The 20240-nt window shown below is 66.6% G+C and carries 14 protein-coding genes and 2 pseudogenes; 11 read left to right on the top strand and 5 right to left on the bottom strand.

What is annotated here, in order from left to right; genetic code table 11:
• Position 1 precedes the first annotated feature (1 nt).
• Positions 2–3289 carry a DISARM system SNF2-like helicase DrmD gene (drmD, locus tag CAP_RS07645; protein WP_044237830.1) on the bottom strand — a complete coding sequence of 1096 codons (3288 nt, stop codon included), beginning with the start codon at positions 3287–3289 and terminating at the stop codon, positions 2–4.
• A 107-nt stretch (positions 3290–3396) separates the two neighbouring features.
• On the opposite strand from drmD, the pseudogene CAP_RS55660 reads away from it, so the two are divergent.
• A pseudogene (locus CAP_RS55660) lies at positions 3397–3516 on the top strand (LysR family transcriptional regulator); the annotation flags it as partial.
• Between the two features lie 596 nt (positions 3517–4112).
• Here the strand turns inward: CAP_RS55660 and CAP_RS55655 are convergent.
• Positions 4113–4550, bottom strand: a pseudogene (locus CAP_RS55655) (CRISPR-associated endonuclease Cas3''); the annotation flags it as partial.
• A gap of 754 nt (positions 4551–5304) precedes the next feature.
• Here CAP_RS55655 and CAP_RS07635 point away from each other — a divergent pair.
• From CAP_RS07635 to CAP_RS47715, 4 genes are all read left to right on the top strand, one after another.
• Positions 5305–5949, top strand: coding sequence for a Uma2 family endonuclease (locus CAP_RS07635; RefSeq protein ID WP_081864666.1), 645 nt, complete (start codon positions 5305–5307; stop codon positions 5947–5949).
• A gap of 1121 nt (positions 5950–7070) precedes the next feature.
• On the top strand, positions 7071–7418 hold the full coding sequence (locus tag CAP_RS07630; RefSeq protein WP_044237828.1) for a hypothetical protein: 348 nt from the start codon (positions 7071–7073) through the stop codon (positions 7416–7418).
• Positions 7415–7999, top strand: coding sequence for an RNA polymerase sigma factor (locus CAP_RS07625; protein ID WP_052374443.1), 585 nt, complete (start codon positions 7415–7417; stop codon positions 7997–7999). The genes CAP_RS07630 and CAP_RS07625 overlap by 4 nt, the downstream gene beginning before the upstream one ends.
• Before the next feature lie 1279 nt (positions 8000–9278).
• Positions 9279–11036: an ImmA/IrrE family metallo-endopeptidase gene (locus tag CAP_RS47715; protein WP_197041058.1), complete on the top strand. Its 1758-nt coding sequence runs from the start codon at positions 9279–9281 to the stop codon at positions 11034–11036.
• 244 nt (positions 11037–11280) lie between these two features.
• Here the strand turns inward: CAP_RS47715 and CAP_RS07620 are convergent, their stop codons facing one another.
• The gene (locus CAP_RS07620) at positions 11281–12261 is read right to left on the bottom strand and encodes an IS1 family transposase (RefSeq protein ID WP_044237826.1); all 981 of its coding nucleotides are present in this window, start codon (positions 12259–12261) and stop codon (positions 11281–11283) included.
• A gap of 880 nt (positions 12262–13141) precedes the next feature.
• Between CAP_RS07620 and CAP_RS07615 the strand changes: the two genes are divergently transcribed.
• Positions 13142–13585 (top strand): hypothetical protein, encoded by a 444-nt coding sequence (locus tag CAP_RS07615; protein ID WP_156040574.1) that lies wholly within the window; start codon positions 13142–13144, stop codon positions 13583–13585.
• A gap of 240 nt (positions 13586–13825) precedes the next feature.
• On the opposite strand, the gene CAP_RS07610 is transcribed toward CAP_RS07615, so the two are convergent.
• On the bottom strand, positions 13826–15088 hold the full coding sequence (locus CAP_RS07610) for an outer membrane protein assembly factor BamB family protein (protein WP_044237820.1): 1263 nt from the start codon (positions 15086–15088) through the stop codon (positions 13826–13828).
• 9 nt (positions 15089–15097) lie between these two features.
• Complete coding sequence (locus CAP_RS07605; protein WP_044237819.1) at positions 15098–15508, bottom strand: hypothetical protein; 411 nt, start codon at positions 15506–15508, stop codon at positions 15098–15100.
• A gap of 580 nt (positions 15509–16088) precedes the next feature.
• On the opposite strand from CAP_RS07605, the gene CAP_RS07600 reads away from it, so the two are divergent.
• From CAP_RS07600 to CAP_RS07580, 5 genes are all read left to right on the top strand, one after another.
• A complete protein-coding gene (locus CAP_RS07600; protein WP_044237816.1) occupies positions 16089–16679 on the top strand; it encodes a hypothetical protein in 591 nt (196 codons plus the stop codon).
• Complete coding sequence (locus tag CAP_RS07595) at positions 16676–17611, top strand: hypothetical protein (protein WP_052374439.1); 936 nt, start codon at positions 16676–16678, stop codon at positions 17609–17611. The genes CAP_RS07600 and CAP_RS07595 overlap by 4 nt, the downstream gene beginning before the upstream one ends.
• Entirely contained in the window at positions 17608–18450 is an 843-nt protein-coding gene (locus CAP_RS07590; protein ID WP_044237813.1) for a hypothetical protein, read from the top strand. The genes CAP_RS07595 and CAP_RS07590 overlap by 4 nt, the downstream gene beginning before the upstream one ends.
• Before the next feature lie 377 nt (positions 18451–18827).
• Complete coding sequence (locus CAP_RS52045) at positions 18828–19322, top strand: chitin-binding domain-containing protein (protein WP_197041057.1); 495 nt, start codon at positions 18828–18830, stop codon at positions 19320–19322.
• Between the two features lie 188 nt (positions 19323–19510).
• A complete protein-coding gene (locus tag CAP_RS07580) occupies positions 19511–20209 on the top strand; it encodes a response regulator transcription factor (RefSeq protein ID WP_044237809.1) in 699 nt (232 codons plus the stop codon).
• The last annotated feature ends 31 nt before the right edge of the window (positions 20210–20240 follow it).

Raw genomic sequence — 20240 nt, 5'->3', positions numbered from 1 at the left:
GTTACCCCGTCACTGGCCAGAGGTAGGCGATCCCCACGGGCTCGATGCGCGTGGCCTGCACCGTGTAGCTCGCGCGAATACGGGCGGGTTCGCGCACGATCTCGCGAGGGATCGCGTCGAGACGGCGGCGCCAGAACCTGGCATTGTCCTGGAGCTGGCGCCGTTCGTCGTCGCTCCAGCCCTGGAACGCGAAGGCGAGCTGGGGGCCCTCGACCTTCGCCAGCTCACGCGCGATGCGCTGGCGCTGCGCCTCGAGGATCTCGACCATGTCCCTGGCCTCCCGCTCGCCGCGCTCGGAGAGCCTGGCGCACGCCTTCTCGGCCAGCAGCTCGCAGCGCTTCGTCAGGTGGGGCAAGAGCTGCGCAACGTCGTCCGGAGCGGTGCGGAGCAGCTTCCCTTGCACCTCCTCCGGGACGCCGGCGTCTTTCGCCTGAGTGAGCGACGCGAGGAGGAGGTCCCACGACTTCTCCTGGGCGTCCTCCGCGTAGGGCTTCAGGATCCTGGAGCGGGTCACCGGATCGAGCCATCGCGCCGCGACCGAGACGATCTCTTCATGAAGGCGCGCGGCGCGGTCACCGTAGAGCGAGATGCGACCGAGGAGCAGCACGCGAGGTACGGCATCCCGGGTCAGACCGACGCAGGCGCGCGCGAGGTCGTCGAGCACGAATCCCTGCGCCAGAAACCGCCCGAGCAGGCGCTGTACGAGCCGGTGCTCGAGGTGCAGGTGGACAACGTCCTCGTCGAGGTGACCCCGATCCTGGAACACCACAGGCCGGATGGGCGCCGTGCGACGCCACTCCCAGACACCCATACCGCGCGGCCCGCGCGGCCGTGGGCTGCGCAGCGTGTCGAGGGTCTCGGCCCACGTCGGGTCAGCGCCGGCGCGCCTGTCGAGCGCCGGCACGACGAAGGCGTCCTCGGCGTCGGCATCGGGCGAAAGCGGCTCCGCGCCCAGCATCTCGAGCGACTCACAGAGGACGCTGCGAAGCTGCGACGCATTCAAATCGAGGGAGCGCCGCGACTGGTCGAGGATGTTGCGCAGCTCGTCGAGCTGGTCCGACAGCGCTTCCTTCCGCTTCCGGACCCCTTCGAGCTCCTCCGGCACCCCCTCGGCCTTCCCGTCGGCGGTATCCCTCCACAGCGCCTCGGCCAGCTCCTTTCGCCCACGCGGCCCGATACCGGCCGCGAGCCTACGGGTCAGGCTCTCTTCGAGGACGGGCGGCATGCTCCCGAGCTCGTCGCGGATGACCTCCGTGCGCTCGGCGAGGACCTTGAGCACGCTGTCCGCCTCGCGCTGGGCGTGGACGAAGTAGTGGCAACGCACCTCGGGCGCCCGCTGCAGCTTCCGATCGATGCGCCCGTTACGCTGCTCGAGGCGCGACGGGTTCCACGGAAGGTCCATGTGGAAAAGGTCGGCGCAATGATTCTGGAGGTTCACGCCCTCACGCGCCGCGTCGGTGGCCACCAGGATGCGAAGCGGATGCTTCTCGGGGCTGGAGTTGAAGGCCCGCTTGATCCCCTCGCGCAGCTCGTCCGGCATACCCCCGTGAAATGTCGCGAGCCTCTCCTCGCCCTGGTCGGTCGCACCGATGGCGGCGCGCAGGGACTGCTCGAGATAGCGCTTCGTGTCGGCGTACTCCGTGAAGATGACCACGCGCCTGGCGAGCCAGTGCGCCGGCTGCGATGCCACAGCGCCGAGCGCGGGGAGGTCCGGGCAGAGTTCCTTGCGGATCCAGTCGACGAGGTAGCGAACCCGCGCGTCCGGGAGCCGGCGCGTACGCTCCGCGAGCGCCGCCATTGCTGCGACCAGCTCGCGTTCCTTTGCCGACGGCTTCCCGCCCGAGGCACGGGTGGCACCCTCGACAGCCCGCTCTTCGGCGGCGTCGACCTCCGGTTCATCGAGATCTGCGTCATCCTCCTCGGCACCGAGCGCGCTCGAAAAAAGCCCCGGAGTCGCTGGCGCGGGTGACCCTTCCGTGTCCGAGGTGTTCGCGGCCGCGCGCTCGAGGGCGCGGCGGTGCGCCGACAGCGTGCGGTGGAACGCCTCGATCGAGGAGAAGAGGCGCTTCTGCAGGTTCACCAGCACCAGGTGGTGCGCCGCGCGTTGCCTGGGTGGCAGCGTCTTCAGGCGTTCCTCCAGCAGCTCCCAGTACGCGTCGAGGAGCCGCGCCAGCTCAAGCTCCGGGGCATCTCGCGGCAGGTCCTGGAGCACGACCGGGACGACACGGCGCACGGGAAACCCGCCAGAGACCTCGCGCATGTCGGACTTCAGCCGCCGCACCATGACCTCGTCGCGGAGCTTCGGTTCGACCGGCGTGCCGCGCACGAAGCGCTGCGGATCGAGGATCTCCAGCAGGGCGGAGAAGCTGTTGGAGAGACCGTTGTGGGGCGTCGCCGAGAGGAACAGCCGGTGCTCGAACCGCTCGGCGAGATCACGAACTGCGCGCGTGAACTGCGAGTCGATCGCGTATTTCGAGCTTGAGGCAGGGGCCGCGTGGTGCGCTTCGTCGAGGATGAGCAGCGAACCAGGGTGGGCCCCCTCGCGGGGCTTGCCATTCTCGTCGGTGCTCAGGAGGTCCCGCAGGGGCCCCGCATAGTCCTCCTCCCGCAGCAGCGCATGCGAGAGGATGAACCGCGCGTGGGTCGTCCACGGGTTGACCGCATACCCGCGTTCACGCCGCATGCGCGCGACGTAGGCGCGGTCGTAAATGACGAACGAAAGACCGAACCGCTGCTCGAGTTCGTCGCGCCACTGGAGCACCACCGACGGCGGAGCGACGACCACCACGCGACGCACGCGCTGGCGCATCAACATCTCGCGCAGCACGAGACCTGCCTCGATCGTTTTTCCCAGGCCCACGTCATCTGCGATGAAGAGGTTGACGCGCGGCAGCCGCAACGCCTTGCGGAGTGGCTCGAGCTGGTAGGCCATCACCTCGATCCCCGCCCGCCATGGCGCCTGAAACAGCCTCGGCGTCGTCGCCGTCACGCAGTTCCAGCGGAGCGCGTGGAGGTAGGCCGCGAAGCGAGAAGGCGCGTCGAAGTCGCGACCTCCCAGCTTCTCCCACGACGCGCGGACGATCTCCGTGTCGAGCTCGTGCTCCCACAGGACTTCGAGGGGCTCGCCCTGCGCATCGTCGTCCAGGCACGACATCCAGACGAGCGTCGCCTCATCGGGCGCTGACGGCGGCCGCACCTCGTCGACGAGGTACTGGCGCTGGCGCACGCGAACGATTTCCCCCGTCTCGGGCGGGCTCCGCTCCGCGCGGCATGGACGGTTCCTGGACACGCGGGCAGCATGTCCCAGGGCGACTGTACCTACAAGAACCGAAGGGCGTGGGATTGCAGCAGATCGCCTGGAATCACCGCAGGAGCCAACGGCGCCGAGGCGATTGTGCCGGGCACCCGCGCCTCAAGCGCCGCCCCTCCGTCGCGCAGTTCGGGGCGCTCGAACACGTCGTCATCTCGCCCGAGGGAGGCGGCTTCCTCGGGGCGACCGACCGGGTGATGGCCCAGGCCACGTGATCCGGCCACACGGGGAGCGTCATCTCCCCGGCAGCATCGGGGAGCAGCCAGTCCCCTTCCTCCCCCTCCCGCACCCGCAGGGGCGCCACGCTGTCCACGAGATCGCGGCTCTCCCCCAGCGACAGCCCGCCGAACCGGGTGACGCTGTCCGGCGCGCGCAGGGCCTGCGTCACCCGCGCCGCGAGCGGCTCTCCGTCGCCTGGTTCCTGCGAGGAGTCGACCCAGATGGCCACCCTCAGCTCGGTGAGCAGCTCCTGGTAGTCCATGCGGCGGTTCTCACCGACCCCGGGATCGAGGTCCAGGTTCTTCACGCGCCAGGCGGTACGCAGCACCGTGCTCACCGCCGGCTCGCCGAGCATGGCGAGGGCCAGCCGGGCGCCTGCGTGGGTCGTCGTCCGGGTCATCGCTGCGCCACACCACATCCTTGAGCGCCGGCGGCTCGCCCAGACCGAGCTTCTTCCCCACCGCGAGGGTGCGCTTGAAGTCCGCGTGCCCGAGGAGCAGGGCGCCCCGGTCCCCTGCCCCTTCGAGCCGTACTGGCCCCGCCTCCCTGGACCACGCGCGCCCTCGAACTTGAGGTGGTGCCCCGCGCCCGCCAGCACCGCCCCGAGCAGCAGCCACCCATCCCCCGCCCCCTGAAACACCGCCGCGCCCTCCAGCCAGCGCCGCAAGGCCGGGTGCCTCCAGGCCAGCAGCGCGCTCAGCGCCTCGTGCCGCACGAGCTGCTCCCGCGGACCTCGGCGCACCATGGCCTGGAAGTGCCCGCTGACCTTGCCCCAGTCGTGCAGGAGCGCGCCGAAACGCGCCAGCGTCCGGAACCCCTGCAGGTGCCCCTCCCCCTGGAGCCCGGCCCGCGCCAGCGTCTTCGCCGCCGCCCTGTCGAGCATCGTCTCGGCCGCGAGCACCACCAGCGCCGTGTGGCTGGGCAGCGTCGTCTGGCGCCCCGGCTTCTCCGGATCCGGCGTCGACTTCGCGAGCAGGTGCGTCAACGCCCCCTCGCCCGCAGCGGCCGGAACACCCCGCACCCCATGCGTTGCCGCCCCCCCACCCCCGCGTGCAGCACCCGCAGCGCCGCCTCCTTGCGGTTGCGGGGTAGGAGCCGTAAGCCTTCGGTGGTTCGTGTCGCCCAACCATCAGAGTCGACAGACGAGAAACACAGCCACTCGCAGGATTTCCCCCTGGCCAAAGCCGCCAGCGAGATCGCACGGTTGATGAACGGGGTGCCTGCCGAGGAGATGACCAAGCGCGAGAATCAGCGCAGCGCGCCGTGTGCGTCGTAGCTGTTGCTGTCGTCATGATGTGCTTCAACGCAGCAGTTGCATGGCCCATGGTCGCTGCGCTCAGCATCCTGGCGACGTATGCACGCTGTTCTCACGCAAGCTGGAGGCTGAGGAACTGCCGCCCAAGCCTCACGATACCTGGCGGTCCGTCGTGAGGTGCCGCCGACGCCAAGTTCCGGTCACGGTGACGCGGAGGGAGAGTCGTCGGCGACGAGGCGGCTCCTCCCTCGATGTCTCAGCTCAAGTAAGCCGTCTCACGTATCGTACGTGATACGATGAACCAGCGCCCCGGTTCCGTGTCCACTCCGGAGTCCGTCAGATTCGTCTGCCCAGACGAACAGGTATGCGACAGTCCCACTTCTTCGGGGATGACGCCAGAATGTATCTGTCGGCACATTTTGCAGGAGTCTGATCAGATTTCTCACCTCGATCGCAAAATATTGGAGCAAAGAAGCCCCGTCGCGGCCAATCCACGCTCGCGCTACGCTGCGTATCAAGAATGGGACAGCCGGCCGAGAAACAGCAGCGCCCCGCGACGTATGCCGATCTTGAGGCTGTACCGGAGCACATGGTCGCTGAGATCATCGGGGGCAGGCTCTACGTGTCCCCTCGACCTGCTCCGAAGCATGCACACGCGTCATCGATCCTCGGCGCGCTGCTCGTGCTGCCATTCCAACTCGCCCAGGGTGGGCCGGGTGGTTGGCGCGTCATCGACGAACCGGAACTCCATCTGGAGAGCGAAGCCTTGGTGCCAGACGTGGCGGCATGGCGCATCGAGCGCCTCCCCGAGCTCCCGGAAACCGCGTACTTCCCCCTCGCGCCGGACTGGGTTTGCGAGGTCTTGTCACCACGTACGGGTCCGAACGACCGATATGACAAGCTGCCCGTCTATGCTCGAGAGGGCGTGAAGGACGTGTGGCTCGTGGACCCGCGCGAGTTCGCGCTTGAAGTGCATCGCCTCGGGCCCGATGGTCGCTACACGATGATCGAGGTACATCGTGGAGACATCGCCGTGCGTATCCCTCCCTTCGATGCCATCGAGCTACCGCTCGGCGCGCTCTGGGTAAAGCGCAAGATCAACCGAGTAAGGCGCGACCCGAGCATCCGTCTTCGAACGTCGCGTCGCCCGAAGGGCGGCACCTAGAGGCTGCAGTCACCCGACGAACAGGATCCCCTGAGCCACCCCGGCGGTGGCGCTTCCAGCCCTCCGACAGGTTCCGTCTAACCCGTCACGCGGGCTCACCTCATCGCACGGCATCCTCCGACCTGGCATTCAGGATCGCTCGACCCATCATACAGGGTCCTCTGACCTATCGGGCGGGGTCGCTCGACCCATCGCATAGAGTCCTCTGACCTATCGGGCGGGGTCGCTCGACCCATCACACAGGGTCCTCTGACCAATCGGGCGGGGTCGCTCGACCCATCGCGCGGGGTCCTCCGACCTATCGGGCAGGATCGATCGACCTATCGCGCGGGGTCCTCCGACCTATCGGGCAGGGTCGGTCGACCTATCGCACGAGGTCCTCCGATCCATCGGGCAGGATCGATCGACCCATCGGGCAGGGTCGATCGATCCATCGCACGGGGTCCTTCGATCCATCGGACAGGGTCGATCGACCCTGAGCACCACGTGTCCAATCTCACATATCGGCCTGGTTCAACCGGGGGAGCAGGTGTCCAGAACGCCCGAGGGAGCGTCGCGTGAACCATCGACTACACCTTCGTGAACTGTAGTTCACGTTCACGCGATGCTCCCTTCACGTTCACGGGCACTGGGCTGTTTTGCCCTCCAGTGGGTCCTTTTGGAGGATGAGCGTGGCGGGCGGAGATCTGGGGGCGTAGGTTCGCCGAACGAAGTGCAGCCCGCGATGGCGCTAACCATCCGGGCTGCGTGGCCGAACCCCGCGCTAACGAGGTCCGACGATGTCAGTAGTACCCCTACGCCCCCGAGAGGGCAAAGGGACTGGTCTGCCCGGTCCCCGAAGATCATCTGTAACTCTCACCGACACCGAACAGATGCGGCTCCGAGCCGCCCTCCGGAATCTCCGAGCCCTCTACGGGAGTTACGGAGCGCTCGCTGAGGTGATGGGAGTTCATCCCAACAGCATCGCCAGCATCGTCAGTGGACGTCCCACGTCGCCCGGCATGGCTGTTCGAGCCGCCAAGGCTGCCGGCACTACTGTGGAGGCGATCCTTGGTGATTCTGAGGGTCGCTGCTTCCTGCCCGCACTGTGGAGCGGCCATCCCAGGCGAGGTGCGGTCATCATGACAGCCAAAGGTCCCCTCGACCAATCGCACATGGAAGTCGCGCTCAACGACCAGGAGACCGAGAGCCTGCGCGAAGTCCTCGTCACCATCAAGGGCCTGTGCGGCGGCTCCTGGAGCGCCGTCGACACGCTCCTCGTGCTCGGCAAAGGAGACGCGGAGAAGATCTGGAATGGCACCTACGATGCCACCGCGGAGATCGCCTACCGCATCTCCAAGTGCACGAACCTCACGCTCGATGACGTGCTGATCGGCAACCGTAATGGGCGCTGCGTCCACTGCAAGCGCCCGCGGCCCGATCCCTTCACTACGCCCTCGCCCGACGCTCCGCCGGAGGCGAAGGCGTGACCCGCGGGCGGCGCGATGATAGCGCCGCCCACGCTCCTGCCAGCTTCTACATCGACGAGATGCCCATCGTCCGGATGGCGCCCTTCGTGCGCGCGCTCCTGCGCGCCATGAATGTGCCTCCGCAAGACTGGGAAGATCTCGTCCAAGAAGTCACGGCTGGGGCGTGGTTGGCAATGACCCAGGGCCGTTTTAGGCCCTTGCCCGGGCAGCCGCTGGGCGACGCCCTCAAGCTCTGGCTGGCGGGCATTACGTGGCGGCAGGTCTCGCACTACCGCGAGAAGGCGCATCGGCGGCGTGAGGTGCCTGACGCTGCGCCCTGGGGCGTGCGCGGCGCGGATGACTGGCTCCCCCACCTGCCCGCCACCGCGGGCATCGTCGAGGCCCGGGACATCCTCCGCGCGCTGGACCTGATCACCGAGGCCCAGGCGGAGATCCTGCTCATGCGCTACGGGGAGCGCCTCGACGTCACCGAGATCGCCGAGGCGCTCGACGTGAAGTACGAGACCGCCCGCGCCCGCCTCCGCGCCGCGCGGCTGCGCTTCATCGCGGCGGCGGAGAACTGGCAGCGCGTCCGGTCGTAGACATCCCCGTCAGCACCGTGAGCGCCCGGATCAGGTACGGGGTGCGACGCTTCACTACTGCTGCGCAGCAGTGGTGCGGGCTCCGATCCTGACTCCTCACCCGACCACTCAACCTCGTGAGAGCGCTGAGATGGCGGGCCTCTAGCCCAACACAACAACCCCGTCTTCAAGCTTCCTAAGCACTTGAAATTCTAGTCCTTGAGCATTTAACTTAAAACTTTACAGACAGGACGCAGGACGCCTGGTGCAGAAGTGAGAGCAGATGCCACCCCTTCCGCTTGAAGCGAGTCACCCCTTTTTCGGCTAGTCTCATGCCCGCTCCGCCGTAGTTAAGCGCTGCATATCGAGGTGTAAGGATAAGGAGAAAGAACATGCCGAATGGCGTTAATGACGAATGCTGTTCGATAGAGAACCTACGTCTCGAACTCCTCTACATGACCAATATTCAACCAACGGGGAAGTTTGATCGGCTTGCGTTCGACTTGCCACTGTTGCATCGCTGCAACTCTCCGGCACGGCTTGAAGATAGTAAGCTGTTGATTGCCAACTCAGGAGCTGCAAGTCGTACGGCCCTCGGCGTTGGAGACGGCAATACGTTTTTTTGGACAGGCCGCTGCGCGTACGATCCTGCTCCTTTGATACTCATTTGGGCCCCCGAAGCTGAGCGTGTCCCGCCCAATGGCTATGGTGCCCCTTGGGATACGGCCGGAATGATGACAAAGGGGACTGTGGGGCGCAACGTGGATCTCGACGAAGCTATTAGTACAATTAACAAGTACTCAATCCCGATAAGCGAGTACCGCACCTATCTTTCCATGGTACTCGAATCGTGCTTCGAGTCGCCTACAGACTACATAGATCATGGCGGGAAACCTCCTAGATGGTACCCAGGACGGACCACAGCACCTATTCGTGAGGCTGACCTTCCTTCGCAAACGTTTGAGGTCAGGCGAAGTGGTCCGGTAGACATTGCGTGCCAACTTGTTGCCATTGTGGAAGATTCGACGTGGTTTGCGGACGGGGAAAGAGTCAGGCTGCTAGGTAGGCTAAAGCGTAGCTTCGCCGAATCTGAGGTGGAATGGGTGAAGTGCAAAAAAGGCGAGAAGGGCTACATGGCCGCCGCTAGTTATGTAAGAGACTTTCTGCGTTCCAGGGGACACGAATGAATCGCTATTTGCTAGTCGACTTGCGCGTCGTGGCCGTGTGGGACACTGACCCGCCCTGCGCACCCTGGCGACCATTGACGTGCGTGTTCTCAAGAATAGATCGTGATGACACCGTGATCTGGCCAATAGGCGTACATGGCGAAATTGTCATTGGCTACGAAGATCCCAAATCAAGCCTTGAGTCAGCCATCAGCGAGGGGAAAGCCATCCCTCTTAATGCGCCATTTTCAGCCGCTGCGAAAGAAGAACTAGTTCGCTCGTTCGATGGCGACTACCTGATGGTCTCAAAAGAGAGCATCATCCGTTCGCGCAACGAGGAGGTCGACAGGCGACTTCGTACTGCGCTTCAGGCGTTTGCGGACGGCTCCGAATTTGAGAAAATTCAAGAGGCATTTGACGGTGCTATTCTCGTAGACATCTATGAACAAGTCCCTGCATTGTTGCGAGCAGGAGTCGCGGCGACGTACCGAAAACAAGAACCCTCTTGGCACAGGGAGTGTATCGATGACCTCAATAAAGCGACAGAAGTTGGTTGTCGACTAGAGAATCTGCGGGATCACTACATGTGGAAGAATCTCCCTCATGAGGAATTGAAGGAGTCTCTGTTTCGTCGTGCAAGGCGTTCACTTGATGATTTTCTTGCCCCTAACACGGAACTTGAGCCACCCATAGGAACTGATGAGCAAGCGGCTGCGATTGCCACCGCATTGTGTCGACAGTCCGTGCGTGATCCTCTGAACCTGTCCCACACAGTGCTCACCAAACTGCTCACGGGAGATCCCGAAGCGGTGCGGGCGACTCGTTCCGAGCTTATGCAGAACGCGCGTTGGAACGAACTCTTCAAGAAAGTCGCTGATAGCATGCCGCACGGCAAGGTGACAGCTATAGATTTGCCAGACAGGGATGTGAATATTGCGATTGCGCACTCAAAGATCTCTGACCTCACTCGTTTTGCGCGGACTCTACAACGACTTGAGCAGCTCGAAGGAAATGCGCGAAGACTTGATTCTTGGCGCTGGTTCATCCATGAGTTGCAAGGCGTTCATCAATGGCGAGAATCGAGGCCATGGCGCCAAGGGGAGCTAGCCGCAATCGAAGTTCGCAGACAACTCTCACTGAATGGCGACCCGATTCAGTCAATGCGCTCTTTTGCACAAAAAAATGGCATGTTTGTTGGCGTCGCTTCGCTCGCAGCCGACGCCATTGACGCCGCTGCCATATGCACGCGCAATGTTGCTCCTTGCGTATTCTTGAACGATCGAAAAAGCGGGCCCAAACGTATGCTCAGCAGATTTTCGATCGCGCACGAGATATGTCATCTACTCATGGACCGGCGTCACCGCCATAGTGATTCATGGATCTGTCGTACAGATTTCGTCGACACAGATCGCACTCTAATGTATGAAATGGAGAGTCGCGCGAATGCTTTCGCTGCATATTTCCTAGCACCACGCGAGAGCGTGCGAAAGTTGGTGCCAGATCTGCCCCAGTTGGCGAGTCCGGAATTTATTAGCGCAGTCTTGAAAGTTCGCGCCCACTTTGGCCTTACGGCGATTACCGCTGCTGAGCATCTCATCAATTGTTTTCAGGAAGAAGGTGCTGGGCACACTGGCAGGGAAAAGACATCACCCCAGCTTAGGAGTGAACTCCGCAAAGCCGCCTCTCAAAATCCGGTGGAGGAATTTTCGCAAGATGACGATTTCGACGCCGATAATGTCGGTCCGACAGGTACATCGCGGGTGCGTCGTGGACACTTTGCGTATCTTGTTCGTGATTGGAACAATGCTGGCATGCTCGCGACTCATGAGGCAGCAGTTCTCCTCGGTGTTCAAGTAGGGGAACTTGAGGATTGGTACGCTAGCTCAGGGTAAGCACACGGTGGTCGCCATTGTGAGCGAGCGCTGCTCAAAAGCGTAGGGGAGTCGTATTCACCTTGTCTCGGCCATCGTGACATTCTGCTACTTGAGGGCGCAGCAAGCCTACTCGCACGACGTTCGAGACGACAACGCGAGCGGGAGGGGGGGGGCTCCTACGTGGCCTTGGGCTTCCCGCCCCTCTTTGGAGCCGCCGCGTCGACCTCCCGCAGCGGCCTCTTCGAGGGTACGCCTACACTTATTAAACGAGCCGGAGCCACCCCCGCCCATTCGGCAACTCCCTCGCGGCAGAACCAACAGCCTCTTTCCCCTCTCCCTGCGTGGGCAGCTTCAGCCTCTTCGGCTCCGGCCTCTTCCCCTCAGGCTCCTCCAACGCCATGAGGATCAGTTCCTCCAAGCTCCACACGTGATCCGCAACCCCCGCCTCCATCGCAGGCGTCACCTTGAGCGTCTCGTGAACCCGGCAGAAGTTGTAGTACGCGAAGTGCAGCGCAATCGCGGCCCGATGGTTCTCCAGCTTCTTCGAGAACCCATTGCACAGACGAGTAAGCCTACGGATCTGCATCCGCATCGTCAGGTTCTGCCTCTCGATGTGCGACGTCGAGATCTTCGCCATGTCTGGTGCACCAAACTTGATCTTCTTCGTCACGAATTTAACGCGACGTGTCGCGTATCTATGATCAGTCGGCGGCCCGTCATATTGCCGCTTCCGACTGTAATTCTTCTGAACGATCCCATAGTCGACTGAGCCACCGAAATGCTCCGCGATGGCTGCCGGGTACGCGGGGTAGCCATCCGTCGCAAGCAGCGGCACCGTGACGAGCCTTGATCTCATGTCAGCGATGAACTCTTCGGTGGTTTCATCGTTACGCTTCCCGGTCCGGAACGCGATCACAAGCTTCGAGGTGCGTGCCATCGCGACGTAGGTGAACGCATTCCCCCACTCACTCGGATCCCCTTCCTTAACTCGCGCCTGCTTCTTGTGGATATAGGACCAGATCTCGTCCGATTCGATCTCTCGAACATCCACATCACGGACGAGACGGTCATGGAGTCGCATGCATCCGTTACCCACATTAAGGAGCAATCGGAGGATCGTTCCCTTGTGGACTCCGGTCAGTCGCGTCGTCGTGCGGACTCCAGCTCCTTCGACCAGATGTGCGATCACATCGACACGTCTGGCCAGCGGCAACACGTTCGCCACAGCGTCCTTGCCTTCCATAGGAGGGCAAGCCACGATCGATCTGCCAAGACGCTGACCGGGCTAGCCCTGTGTTGGTGTGGTCGCCCCGCTTGCAGCTACCAACTGCAAGCGGGGCGGTTTGCTTTTGTCACCCCAACAGTAGCCCGACAGCAAGACCCAGTCGCGATCAAAGCGAGCGGACGTGCTAGGCAATGTCCTACCTCCAAGCGCGCGGAAGGCTACGATCAAAGGGTTTTGCGCGCGCGTTGAGGTTCGCTGAGGCGGCAGCGGGTCTGTTGAGGAGGAGGGCCGGGGAGTGGCCTCCGTGTGACTTTCGTAGTGAGACGGTTTGGGAGGCTCGAAGCGCTGTCCGACCTCTGACCACCCCCAGGACGATGGACCTAGACTGGTTGGTCGCCGGAGCGGTGTAAGGATGAGGGCGGGAGTGAGAACGGGAGAGGAGCGAGGCGGGTTGCTCGTAATTACGAGCCCCCCTCATCGATGGGTCCGTTTCAGACCCTGGTTGGGCTAGTTAGCCCAGTACCCGTTCACGTGAACGATCTTCGCGTCCACGTGATGCCCCCTTCACGTTCACGCGAACCTCGTTCGACGTCACGTGAATCCCTTTCGCGTTCACGTGAATCTCATTCGCGTTCACGTGAATCTCATTCGCGTTCACGTGAATGGTCCATCACGTCACCGGCCCGGGTCGCAAAATTATTTTCCAAATGGCCTTGCGCCATTCGAATGCGCTCCTATCTTCAGCCGTGCTTCTGCGCAGAACGTCACGCGATGGTGCGTGTCCTGCGTCGGAGGGTTACCCCAGGATAGGAGCTTGATTGTCATGTCGAACAAATACCGAACCTACGATGGTCCCCATTCTCTCCTCCTCGCCCCTCTTCAGGGCAGGCTGGTCGATATGGATGACTGTCGTGGCCTCCGGCCAGACCAGGAGGGAATCACCGAGGTGCGGGTGGAGCTGGAGCATGCGCTGCCCGTCTCGGGCGCTGCGGTCGGGGTGCCGGACGATGTGCACGACCATTTCGTGATGTGCAACGAGACGATCGACATGATCGATCAGCAGCTCGGGGTCGCCAGGAAGCTGGTGGAGGTCCTGGAGGAGAGCCGGGCGTTCTATGTGGATGCGCGCAACAACGACATCAGCCTGATCGTCGATGCCCTCCAGTCGCGGGCGCAACGCCGGAAGGAGCCGGCGCTGCTCCTGCCCTTCGAGCGGACGCTCCGGTACCCGAGCCAGGCCGCGCAGAAGGGGGTCCGCACGCGCCGACGGAACGCGGAGGAGGCCGCGGCCGCCGAGGAGGAGGACAAGAACAACACGCAAGCCACGCCTCCCGCGGCTTGATGGGGAGGCTCGCGCGGCCGGGGGGGTGACCCCCCGCGCTGAGCCTCGCGTCTGCTGAGTCTCGCGTCTGAAGATGAAAGGGGCACCTCACGGGGGGTGCCCCTTTGCTTTCCAGGAGTGGCGTCGAGAGCGTGCCAGGGGGCCTGGTTGGACACCGGCGTCTCCGAGGGGGCCTGGTCGGACACCGGCGTCTCGGAGGGGGCCTGGTCGGACACCGGCGTCCCCGACCGAAGCGCGCGGTCACTCGGGGTCGATGCTGGGGGGTGGGCGTTCGAGGAGCAGGTCCAGGGTGCTGGGGCGCTCCGGGGTGGGCTCGATGCAGGTCAGGCGCGAGTACGCCTTGCTCGATTGCGCCTGGGCGCACACGGTGCCCGGGAAGTCGAGGGTGGCGCGGTAGTGGCCGCGGGCGTCGCTGCGCACGGTGGAGATGCCGATGGCCACGTCGACGTCGGCCACGCGCTGACCGCGGGTGTTGGTCACGGTGCCCTCGATGAGCACGGGCCTCGTCACCGAGACGCGCGAGGCGCCCGAGGCGCCCGAGGCGCCCAGAGCCACGGGGAAGTGCAGGCGTTGCGTGTCGGAGGGGGCGCTCATGGAGAGTTCCTCGGGGGGGCCCGGGTGGGCGGCGAGGTCGTTGCAGCTCGGCACGCCGCGGGTGTACGTGCGGGCGCCGGTGCGCTTGTCCCAGCCGAGGATCACGTTCGACAGGGTGCACGCGAAGACGTGGCGGTGGCCGGGCGCGGGCTCGCCGACGTAGAGGGGGGTGTCGAGCACCGGCGATTGCCACAGGATGGCGCCGGTGGAGAGAGAGGCGGCGACCATGCGGATGCCCTCTCCCCAGAGGGAGACGTAGAGGGTGCTGTCCTCGATGGCGAGCTGGGCCTGGTGGTTGGGCGCGGCGATCGGGAGACGGTGGCGCGTCTCGCCACGGCGGGGGTCGATCACCGCGATGTCCTCGTCGTGGCCCGTGACCAGCCAGGGGCCGCCTGCGGCCATGGTGGTGACGAAGGTCTCCTGCATCCACATCACGGCGCCGTCGGTGGCGCGGCGGCCGAGGAGCTTGCCATTGCCGTCGGTGACGAGGATGCCCTCCACCATCAGCGCCGCGGAGGTGTCGTCGTCCTCGCGCCAGCGCACGGCTCCGGATCGGGCGTCGAGTCCGAGCAGGTACGACGCGGCGGCGGTCCGGATCTGCACCACCAGCACGTCCCGGGAGGCGACGGCCCAGGTGAGGCTCGTCGCGGGGCCTTCCAGGGTGTGGCGCCACCGGGGGGTGTGGCGCTCGGCGTCGAGGACGGCGATCGCGTCGAAGCGTCCGTCGTCGCGCACCAGGGTGCCTACCCAGAAGTCGCCGAGGTGGCGCGCTTCGCCGAGCTGCGGGGGTGGAGGACGGCGCGCGACGAGGCGCGCCCCGGGGGGGAAGAGGTCGGTGTTCGGCGTGGCGGGGGAAGGTACGCCTGCTGCGCACGCCTGGAGGAGGATGAGCAGGAAGGCGTACCTCATGGCGGGTGATTACTTCTTCGTGGCGGTACAGCCGTAGAGGCGCATGTAGCCGCCGCCGTCGGCCTTGCCCGCGATGTCGACGGTATCGCCGGGCTGGAGGCCCGGGTCGGCCATGTTCGTGCAGTAGACCTTCTTGTCGCCGCCGACGAACGTGGCGGTCTTGGTGCCCTTGGTCCAGCTATCGAACTTGCAGCCGGTGAACTTCCGCTCCGAATGCAGGGTGGCGTTGGGCCCCTCGTCGCTCTGCGCCTTCTCGAAGGACGCGAGATCACAGGTGGTCCCGGAGGCGCTGGCGGCGGACGTGCCGGAGGGCGCCGTGGCCGAGGAGGTCTCGGTGCCCGATTTGCCGCAGGCCGAGAGCGCGAGGAGGAGGAACCCGGCGACGAGCGACGGGGGCGAGAAAGCCGTTCGGAATGTCATTCGCGCTGCATCCTGGATTCGCCAGCCTCCGTCAAGGGGGCGGACGCGGCTGCACGCATACACCGCGCAGGACGCGTGTTTTCAAGGGGTCCAGGGGCCCGGAGTCCGCGGGGAGCGTGGCCCGGGGAGCGCGGTTTGCTGGCCCGCGGCGGGCCCGCGGCGCGCGAGGCGCTGGGCCCTCCAGCGTGGCCTGGGACCGCTGCCACACTTCCGTCACAACTTCTCCGCGCTTCCTCCGAGACCTGTCCCCTGCCCTGCCTTTCCGGGGGGGTACTTCATGACCTGCGTCGCCTCCACGGCGCCGCCATTGCTCGGAGGAATCATGCACGCCCAGGCTTCGCTGGACCCAGCCCTTTTCCCAGCCGTACCCCCGTCCCCGGAGCCCGCCACGGCTCCAGGCCCTGCCGCCAGCACGCGCGTTGCCCAGGCACCCACGCCGCCCACGCCGCACGCGCCGCACGCGCCGCACACGCGCGAGACCACGTCCTCGGAAAGGGCCGGGAGGGCGGCGGCGACAGCGTGGCCGGTGACAGCGTCGAACGCGGGCGCTCCTCGGGGGGGAGAGGCTCCCGGGGAGGCGGTGGCAGGAAGCGCGGTGCGCGCCGGGTGGACGGCGGCGTTCCTCACGCCGGATCCTGCCGCGCCCGTCGATCTGCGGGCGGAAGCTGCCAGGTTCTGCACGGGGGCCGGGCTCGCGGCGCTCTACGGGCTCGCGCTCGGGACCCGGGAGGGTGGGGTGTCGCTGCTGCGGCACGCGGTCGGGGTGCCGGCGGCGCTGGTCGCGGTGGCGGGGCTGGCGGTGCCGGCGCTGTTCATTGCGCTCGCGCTGTTCGATGCGCCGCTCGATCCGCCGCGGGTCGTCGCCGCCTCGGCGCGGGCGGCAGCCAGCGCGGGGCTGATCCTGGCAGGCGTGGCGCCCGCGGCGGCGCTCTACGTGGTGTCCAGCAACGGGGAAGGCGCGGCCATCGTCGCGGGGGGGCTGGGGCTCGTGCTCGGCGGGGTCGCCGGGGTGAGCCGGCTCCTCCGGGAGCTGGGGGCCGGGCTCGCGGGGCAGAGCGAGGTCCGGCGTCTGGCGACAGGGGTGGTGTTCGCGGGGTTCGCGCTGTTCGCCACGGCGCTGGCGGCGCGGGTCTGGTGGGCAACCCTGCCGATCTTCGGAGGTGTGTCATGAGCGCGCAGGTCCACGCCGCACGCGCCGCGACGGCGCCCTCGCTCGACGTGCTCTCCAGGCTCCTGCGCGATCCGGCAGGCGTCGCGCAACGGTGCCGCGAGGAGGACAACCTCGGGCAGATCACGGCCACGGCGCTCGTGGCCATCACCCTCGGCGCGGCGGTGTTCGGGGGGGTGATCGGCAGCTTCAGGGGCGGGGTGCAGATCGGCTACGCGGCGATCAAGATCCCGCTGGCGCTGCTGGCGACGCTGGCGCTGTGCACCCCGGGGTTCCATGCGTTCTCGGCGACGCTGGGGCGCGCGTTCCCGCTGCGATCGGTGGTGTCGCTGTCGCTGGCGGCGGCGGCGCGGGCGGCCCTGGTGCTGCTGGCGAGCGCGCCGGTGCTGTGGCTGATGTTCGATCTCGGGCTCGATTACCACCAGGCGGCGCTGGCGGCGGCCTTCGCCTACGGGCTCGCCGGGCTCGCGGCGCTCGGGGTGCTCCTGCGCGGGCTCGGGGCCGGCAAGGGGCGGGTGCTGACGGCCCTCGGGTTCGTGGCGCTGTTCTTCGCCGTGGCAGGGCAGACCTCGTGGATCCTGCGGCCTTACCTGGTCCGGCCGCGCACGGAGAGCCCGCCCTTCCTGCGCGCGAGGGAGGGAGGGTTCGGCGATGCTGTGCTGAAGAGCGGGCGCTCGTCGATGGGGATCTTCGACGAGGATCTCACGACGCACGAGCATAGCTGGGAGGAGGATTCCTACGAGCACGCGCCGGCAGCGCCGCGGTCTCCGGAGCCGCGCACGTGGCCGGCGGTGCGCGCAGTTCCCGAGGCCGCAGTGCCCGCAGAGGGCGCAGAGGGCGCAGAGGGCGCAGTGCCCGCAGCACCCGCAGCACCCGCAGCACCCGCAGTGCGCGCAGTGCCCGCGGCGCCCGAGCGGCAGGAGGGTGGGCTGTGAGCCTCCTCGATATCGCCGCGCTCTACGTGCTGGTGGGCGTGGCTTGCGCGGTGGCCATCTACCGGGCCGAGCGCGCGGCGGAGGCCTCGGAGAGGGGCGCCGTCGGCGGTGCAGGCGGGGGAAAGCGGCTCGGGGCGCTCGGGACGGCGGCGCTGGCCATCCCTCTGTGGCCGCTCTGGGCGCCTGTCGCTCTCGGTCGACAGGCCCCCACCTCTCCGGCACACGCCGCAGGAGGCGTGCCCAGGGAGGCGGGGGATCAAGGGGCCTCCCGGGACTCGGGGGCGGCAGGGTCGGGGTTCTCCTCGCCCGCAGCGGCCACGGCGGCGCGGATCGAGGACGCCCTCGCCGAGTGCGTGAGCGCCTCTGCCGGCACGCCGCTGGAAGCGCTGCTCCCGCCCAGCGCGGCGGCGCGGATCGGCGGCGAGGTCGGACGGGCGGCGCGGCGGCACGCGGAGCTCTCGGCGCTGATCCGCCGCGAGGGGTTCGACATCGCGGGCGCGGAAGAGCGCCTCGCCTCGCTGGAGCGCGCCGGGGCGGCGCCGCGGGTGGTGACCACGGCGAAACTCCACCTGGAGAACGTCCGGCGCCTGGTGAGCCTGCGCGACAGGGACGCGGCGGCACTGGAAGAGCTGTCCGATCTGGTGCAGGCGCTCCGGGCACAGCTCCACGTGGCGCGGTATGCCGGCGGCGGCCTGAGCGCCCGGGAAGGGTCACCAGGGGGCGAGTCGCTGGCGGGGACGAGCGGGATCGTGGCGGAGGTGTGGGCGCGGGTGGAAGGGCTGGGCGCCGTGATGTCGCCCGAGGACGGGGCCGATACGGCGGCGGCGCCCTTCGGGTAGGTGGGGCGGGAGGCGCCCGCCCATTGCGGATCATGGTGCGCGTCCATTGCCACGTTGATGTGCGATCCATTCTCAGCGAGGCGATACCAATGACTACACCGATCTATGCGTTTGGGCGCGACGCAGGGAGGGATGCGTCCGGGCAAAGAACGCAGCGAAGGACACCGCGGAAAACCCCGGGCGGGCGCGGTTCTCTGCCGAAGCCGGGGCTGCACGCCTTGCAGCACCGGGCAGTGGGCATTACAGTCTCCATTCGAACGAGGGTACTGCGAGGCAGGAGCCCTGGACATCACCACGCTCGAACAGGGGGGACCGTCATGTACACCAACCGTCACTCGTTGCTTTCAGTTGCCACTTTCGGTGCAATGCTCTTCGGGATGCTCAGCGTGACCCGGGAAGCCAGGGCCGACGAATTCACGTGCCCCGAGAATTTCGGCTTCTTTGCCCACCCGGAGAGCTGCACCTCGTTCTACTTCTGCATGATGGGCAACGCAGTACCGCTGGAGTGCCCCGAGGGAATGGCATTCGACGGCCCTGGGCACCTCTGCGTGCAGGATGACGGGACGATGTGCATGCCGCCGGGCGAGGAGCCCCCGGGCGAAGAGCCCCCGGGCGAAGAGCCCCCGGGCGAGGAGCCCCCCGGGGAAGAGCCTCCGGTGGATCTGCCGGGCGACGCGGGCGGGGCGTTCTCCTGCCCGGAGCAGAACGGTGTGTACGCGAACCCCGCCGACTGCGCGACCTTCTACACCTGCGCCGGCGGCACGGCCGACCTGCGGGGGTGCCCCGCGGGGCTCCACTGGAACGCGGCGCTCACCCAGTGCGACACGCCGGATGCTGCGCAGTGCACGCCGGTCGGGGCGCCCTCACCCTGAGCAGGGCTCCCGAGGCATCCATGTTCCCCCCCCGATCCGCTGCCGCGCCTGCACCCGCTGACCTGCCGACCGGCCCCGAGACGGGCGCGGGTGGCCTCCGTGTCGAGAGTTCCGCGCAGCCTGGCGCGAGCCCGGCTAGGCTCCCGGGAGAGCGCTGCCCAGCGCTCCCTCCCGAGGAGCTCCCGGCCGTGAGCAAGCATGTCCTGATCGTCGACGACGAGGCGCGCATCCGCGACGTGGTGAGCTACGCCCTCCAGAAGGAAGGCTACCGGGTCACCGCAGCCGGCGACGGGCGCGCAGCGCTGGAGATCCTCGACAAGCTCGACAAGAGGGGCGTCGACCTGGTGGTGCTCGACGTGATGCTCCCCGAGATCGATGGGCTGGAGGTGTGCCGGCGCATCCGGGCGAAGTCGCGGGTGCCGATCCTGTTCCTGTCGGCGCGGAGCGAGGAGATCGATCGGGTGCTCGGGCTGGAGCTGGGCGGCGACGACTACCTGACCAAGCCCTTCTCGCCGCGGGAGCTGGTGGCGCGGGCGCGGGCCATCTTCCGGCGCGTCGACGACCCGGAGCGGGAGCCGGTGGAGCGGGCGGCGGTGCTGCGTTTCCGGGGCATCGAGATCACCCCGGAGCGGCACGAGGTGCGGTGCGCAGGGCAGGTGGTGCCGCTGACGCCTACAGAACTCGGGGTGCTCAGCGCGCTCCTCGAACGGCCCGGGGTGGTGCTGAGCCGGGCGCAGCTCATGCAGCGGGCCTACCGCTACGACAACCTCATCACCGAGCGGACCATCGACACCCACGTGCGCCGCATCCGGGCCAAGTTCCGAGAGGCGGGCATCGATCCGATCGCCACCGTGCACGGCGTGGGCTACAAGGCCGCCGAGGAGTGATGTGGCGCGCACGCGCGTGGGCGGGTATCTG

It is taken from the genome of Chondromyces apiculatus DSM 436, assembly GCF_000601485.1.
Classification (GTDB): domain Bacteria; phylum Myxococcota_A; class Polyangia; order Polyangiales; family Polyangiaceae; genus Chondromyces; species Chondromyces apiculatus.
Note: the sequence above shows the minus strand (reverse complement) of the source record. Positions and strands in the feature narration are given on the sequence as shown.